This window comes from Bradyrhizobium sp. NBAIM03 (assembly GCF_020194055.1).
GTDB lineage: Bacteria > Pseudomonadota > Alphaproteobacteria > Rhizobiales > Xanthobacteraceae > Bradyrhizobium > Bradyrhizobium yuanmingense.
The window spans coordinates 1-4,049 of record NZ_JADYVS010000066.1 but is presented as its reverse complement, the minus strand read 5'-3'; the positions used below and the strand labels follow the sequence as shown (position 1 = coordinate 4,049).

Genomic DNA, 4,049 nt, shown 5'->3' with positions numbered 1-4,049 from the left:
CCCCAACCCCACGCGCTTAAAGCCCCAGAGAAGATCACGAGGTCTTTGACCATGCGTCCACTGCGTCCGTTCAACTTCAACACCTCCGCCGAACTCTTCCCCGCCGCCATCCGCAAGAAGAAGCGCGCGGGCTTCACCTATCGGCGGTTCGGCACTGCGGCCGAGGCCGTGCAGTTCGCGATGGAGCAGTTGCCGACGGACTCGCTGAACGGCGCCTATCTCCAGGTCGAGGAAGCGCGCTTCGACCAGAACGGCATCCGCTCGCTGTACGAGAGCGATGCCTTCCCGCTGCCCCGCCGGCCCAAGCCGGCCCCGGCCGCGGAGACCGACGCCGACGCGGCGTAAGCTTTCGCAACAAAGTTCGATGTGCGCAGAAGGCGCGATGGCCGAAAGGTCGTCGCGCCTTTTGTGTTTGGGGGCTTTCACCCGCTATCTCTCATCCGTCATTGCGAGCGCAGCGAAGCAATCCAGCGTCCCTCCGCGGAAAGATTCTGGATTGCTTCGCTGCGCTCGCAATGACGACGCAGGGAGATCGAGCGCATTGTCGACCAGTCGGACTCGCGGCGAGCGCTCTCAGCCAGGCTACATCCGCGGCTGCTTTTCCAGCCAGCGCTGGAGCAGGCGGACGTTGCGCGTGTTGGCGCGGAACATGACGTCGAAGGCGTCGCCCGCGAACGGGACGAGGCCGACCACGCCGTCAACCGCGACATTGCCGAGCATGCGCGCCGTGATGTGCCAGGGCGCGCCCAGCGCGCGGGCTTCGCGCACCAGCCACAGCGAGATCGCGGTGGTGATGACGTCGCCGACGACGGGAACCAATCCGATCAGCCCGTCGATGCCGTAGCGGATGTTGGTGCCGGGCAGGATGAAGGCGACGTCGAGCAGCTTGGCGATCGCCTCGAGCCGCGCGATCCGCTGCTCGCGCGTCAGATTGCCGAACGGGCTGCCTTGACCGAACTCGAAACGAAACTCGCGAAATCCCTGCTCCAGGCTTTCCGGCCTGATCTCGTGGCCGTCCTGGTCGATGATCGGGCCGCGCGCCTCATCGCGCGAAAAGCGCGCATGCGAGCCGCTCCCGGAACGGGATTTGCGCGGAGCGAGGATGTCGTCGTCTTGCATGGCCATGGCCTTCAGTGAACGCGCCAGCGCGGCGGAGGTTGCGGCCGCGCCCGAACGCCGCGCGTCAGGTCGGCACCGGCGCGGCTTGCGGCTCCTCGACGTAGCGATGCACCAGCCAGGATGAAATCACCGCCGGCACGAAACCGACGAGCCCGTACAGGATGAACTGCACCGCGCCCGAATCCGGCCCGCGCGAGCTGTGGGTGAGCGAGGCCAGAGCGAAGGCGAACAGGCCGACCAGGAGCATCCGCAAGACCGGCCCGATCCGGCGGATGTGGATCAGGATGTCATCGACTGCGCCGATCATCAGCGCAGGCAAGAACCCGAACAGGTAGCTGTATTGGAGCGTCTTGAAGAACACCGCGAACAGCTTGCCGACCTCGCCGAGGTTGGTCTGGGCCCAATAGCCGGACTGGTAGGTCGTCGTCAGCAGCAGTAGGAACCCGCCGATGAATGGGACGACCAGCGCAAATACCAGATAGCGTTTCATCAAGCACCTCACACTCTGCAGGCGTTATAGCAGCGCAGCGGGAACCTTGAACAGCGGGCGCCGGGCTCCTTTAAGGGGAACAAGTGGCAAGGCGATGAGTTCATGCTGGACCTGAATTGACCCCTGGCAGACTGGAGCCGCCGATGGCCCGCAAATTTCTCCTGGCGACGATCGCGCTGGCGGCCTTGAGCAGCCTGCCGACGGCACCCGCGCTGGCCCAAGGTCAGATGGGCACGCCGCAGGAGCGGCAGGCCTGCACGCGAGACGCTCAGCGTTTCTGCCGCAAGGACCTTGGCAACGAGATGGCAGTGCAAGGCTGCCTGCAAGCCAACAGGGCCAAGCTGTCCAAGTCTTGCAGCAAGGTGTTTCAGAGCCACGGCATGTGAGGACGGACCCATAACCCGCGAACGGAGAGTGACGCCATGTTGCACGACGAAGAGCTCTCGATCCTGCGGGACATCAGCCAATCCGTTGCCTTTGCCGACGACCCGCAGGGCAAGATGGGGCAATTGATCGCCGACGGCTACGTGATGAAGGACGGCGATCTGTTCGAGCTGACGCCCAAGGGCGTTACCGCTGTCGAGGAGCACGCCGCCGCTCTCGGCGCGAGCGATGAGGAACAAGCGTCTCCGATCGGCTGATCCGATCGCGCGACGTGACTGGCGTGCAACAATTGCGAATTCCTTTGTGCCGGCCATTGCGGGCGCGTGACAATGGCGCATACTTCGCTCGGGCGGCGCAGCACTTTCGATTCGAGCATCAAGAAGTCGAGCGACCACACGCGGGATCGAAGCTCCCGATGTGAAGGCTGCGACATGCGGCAGATCAAGCCGCGTGCGGCGCCCCAAAACCAAGCGGCTCAAGCCTTAAGGGAACTCGGGGATCCATTCCACATGACACGCCTTCAGACCATCGCTTCGCTCTTCGCAGTCGCCACCACCTTCGCTCTCCAGACCTCACCCAGTTTCGCCTTCACGCAAGAAGCCCAGCAGATGTGCTCGGGTGACGCCATGCGGCTGTGCTCCAGCGAGATTCCCGACATCCCGCGGATCACCGCCTGCATGGTGCGGAACAAGGCGCAGGTCAGCCCCGGCTGCCGCGCCGTGATGGACCGCCAGCACGCAGCCGCCGCGGCATCGCGCAAGCGGGAAGCCGCGGCGCAGTAGTCCTCTCGGACGTCATTCCGGGGCGTGCGAAGCACGAGCCCGGAATCCATCGGGCGGCATGTACGCGGTGAAATGGATTCCGGGTTCGCGCTACGCGCGCCCCGGAATGACAGAAGAGCCTCAATCGCCCCACTGCGCGAAGGCGTCGTTGAAGGCGCGCTCGCCGGGGGCGCCCTTCTCGATGGCGATGATGGCGCGGCGCTGGTTGGCGTAGACCAGCGGCACGTCGAACCAGGAGCGCTCCTTCAGGAGCTGGACGTTGCGGGCGCGGTCGGCATCGACATTGGAGAGGCCGACCAGGAAGAAGCCGTCGGTGACCTTGACCGCGAGGCCGGCGAGCGGCGTGCCGCGGGCCTGCTCGTTCGACTTCATCAAGATGCCCGGCACGTTGGAGACGCTGCCGCCGGGGAAATCCTGCGGCAGGATGAAGGTCAGCTCCGCCGTGTGGCTCGCCGGCAACGAGGAATCGGTGTTGCGGCGGAACGACATCGTCATCTTGAACTTGCGGTCGGGAATCTCGATGTCGGCGCGCACGGCGACATCGGCCTTCTGGTTGCCCGAGGCCTTGATCGGCTCGAGCCGCCACACCACCGAGCCGACATATTGCTTGCCCTTCGGATCGGACGGATCCTCGTCGTAGAGCACGACCTTCTGCGCCACCGGCGCGACCGGCTGGTCCGCCGAGGGCTGACCGACGCGATCGGGAATCTTGGGCTTGCTCTGCGGCTGCGCCGGCGTCGTCGGCGTGTCAGCAACTTGCGTCGCGGACGGCTTGAGAAAGCCGTTGACGATCTGGACCAGTTGCTTGCCCCAGAGAATGCCGGCGCCGACCAGGATGAGCACGATGCCGACGGCAATCGCGCTCTTGAACGGAAAGGCGGAGCCGGTGCGGGCGCGCTTCTTGACGTCGCGATCGGGGGCGATGCGCGGACGCGGCGACGGCGGCTGCGGCGCGTAGCGCTCGGCCTCCTCGATCGACTCGTCGTAGGAATAGGGCGCTTCGGTCTCGCCGGCGCGGTTTTCCAGGCTCGGCTCCAGCCGGTCGAATTCCGGCGAGGGCGAGGGCACGTTGGCGTAGGTGCGGCGCGCGGCGCGGCTGGCCTGCGCGGCGGCACCGCCGAGATCGTTGGCGTCGGCCGTGATGTCGCGGAAGCCGCGCACGCCGGGTGAGGACGGCAGCGGCGGCGGCGGGCCGACGTCGGGCGGACGCCGCCCACCCTGGCGATCGCGGCCGGCCGGCGGCTCCGGCGGCGGGGCGGCGGGGCCAGGTGGGC

Annotated in this window: 7 protein-coding genes; 4 read left to right on the top strand and 3 right to left on the bottom strand. The window is 66.4% G+C overall.

The window, feature by feature from the left end:
• The first annotated feature begins 51 nt into the window (after nucleotides 1-51).
• On the top strand, nucleotides 52-345 hold the full coding sequence (locus I6F21_RS37280; protein ID WP_024337713.1) for a hypothetical protein: 294 nt from the start codon (nucleotides 52-54) through the stop codon (nucleotides 343-345).
• A 237-nt stretch (nucleotides 346-582) separates the two neighbouring features.
• Here the strand turns inward: I6F21_RS37280 and I6F21_RS37275 are convergent, their stop codons facing one another.
• Both I6F21_RS37275 and I6F21_RS37270 read right to left on the bottom strand, forming a co-directional pair.
• On the bottom strand, nucleotides 583-1,125 hold the full coding sequence (locus I6F21_RS37275) for a DUF4112 domain-containing protein (RefSeq protein ID WP_085968721.1): 543 nt from the start codon (nucleotides 1,123-1,125) through the stop codon (nucleotides 583-585).
• 58 nt (nucleotides 1,126-1,183) lie between these two features.
• Nucleotides 1,184-1,609, bottom strand: a complete 426-nt coding sequence (locus tag I6F21_RS37270; protein WP_035998913.1) for a DUF5413 family protein — start codon at nucleotides 1,607-1,609, stop codon at nucleotides 1,184-1,186.
• Between the two features lie 143 nt (nucleotides 1,610-1,752).
• On the opposite strand from I6F21_RS37270, the gene I6F21_RS37265 reads away from it, so the two are divergent.
• The 3 genes from I6F21_RS37265 to I6F21_RS37255 all read left to right on the top strand — a co-directional run bounded on the left by I6F21_RS37265 (nucleotide 1,753) and on the right by I6F21_RS37255 (nucleotide 2,775).
• Nucleotides 1,753-1,995, top strand: a complete 243-nt coding sequence (locus I6F21_RS37265; RefSeq protein ID WP_035998910.1) for a hypothetical protein — start codon at nucleotides 1,753-1,755, stop codon at nucleotides 1,993-1,995.
• Between the two features lie 36 nt (nucleotides 1,996-2,031).
• A complete protein-coding gene (locus tag I6F21_RS37260; protein ID WP_035998908.1) occupies nucleotides 2,032-2,250 on the top strand; it encodes a hypothetical protein in 219 nt (72 codons plus the stop codon).
• A gap of 252 nt (nucleotides 2,251-2,502) precedes the next feature.
• The gene (locus I6F21_RS37255) at nucleotides 2,503-2,775 is read left to right on the top strand and encodes a hypothetical protein (protein WP_036022099.1); all 273 of its coding nucleotides are present in this window, start codon (nucleotides 2,503-2,505) and stop codon (nucleotides 2,773-2,775) included.
• Nucleotides 2,776-2,895: 120 nt separating this feature from the next.
• Here I6F21_RS37255 and I6F21_RS37250 read toward each other — a convergent pair.
• The coding region (locus tag I6F21_RS37250; protein WP_225184333.1) for a hypothetical protein at nucleotides 2,896-4,049 on the bottom strand (1,154 nt) is incomplete at its 5' end.

What these genes read in the sequence shown, in the direction of transcription:
- I6F21_RS37265 (WP_035998910.1), top strand. Translation starts at nt 1,753, where the DNA reads ATGGCCCGCAAATTTCTCCTGGCGACGATCGCGCTGGCGGCCTTGAGC.
- I6F21_RS37270 (WP_035998913.1), bottom strand. Translation starts at nt 1,609, where the DNA reads ATGAAACGCTATCTGGTATTTGCGCTGGTCGTCCCATTCATCGGCGGG.
- I6F21_RS37275 (WP_085968721.1), bottom strand. Translation starts at nt 1,125, where the DNA reads ATGGCCATGCAAGACGACGACATCCTCGCTCCGCGCAAATCCCGTTCC.
- I6F21_RS37280 (WP_024337713.1), top strand. Translation starts at nt 52, where the DNA reads ATGCGTCCACTGCGTCCGTTCAACTTCAACACCTCCGCCGAACTCTTC.
- I6F21_RS37255 (WP_036022099.1), top strand. Translation starts at nt 2,503, where the DNA reads ATGACACGCCTTCAGACCATCGCTTCGCTCTTCGCAGTCGCCACCACC.
- I6F21_RS37260 (WP_035998908.1), top strand. Translation starts at nt 2,032, where the DNA reads ATGTTGCACGACGAAGAGCTCTCGATCCTGCGGGACATCAGCCAATCC.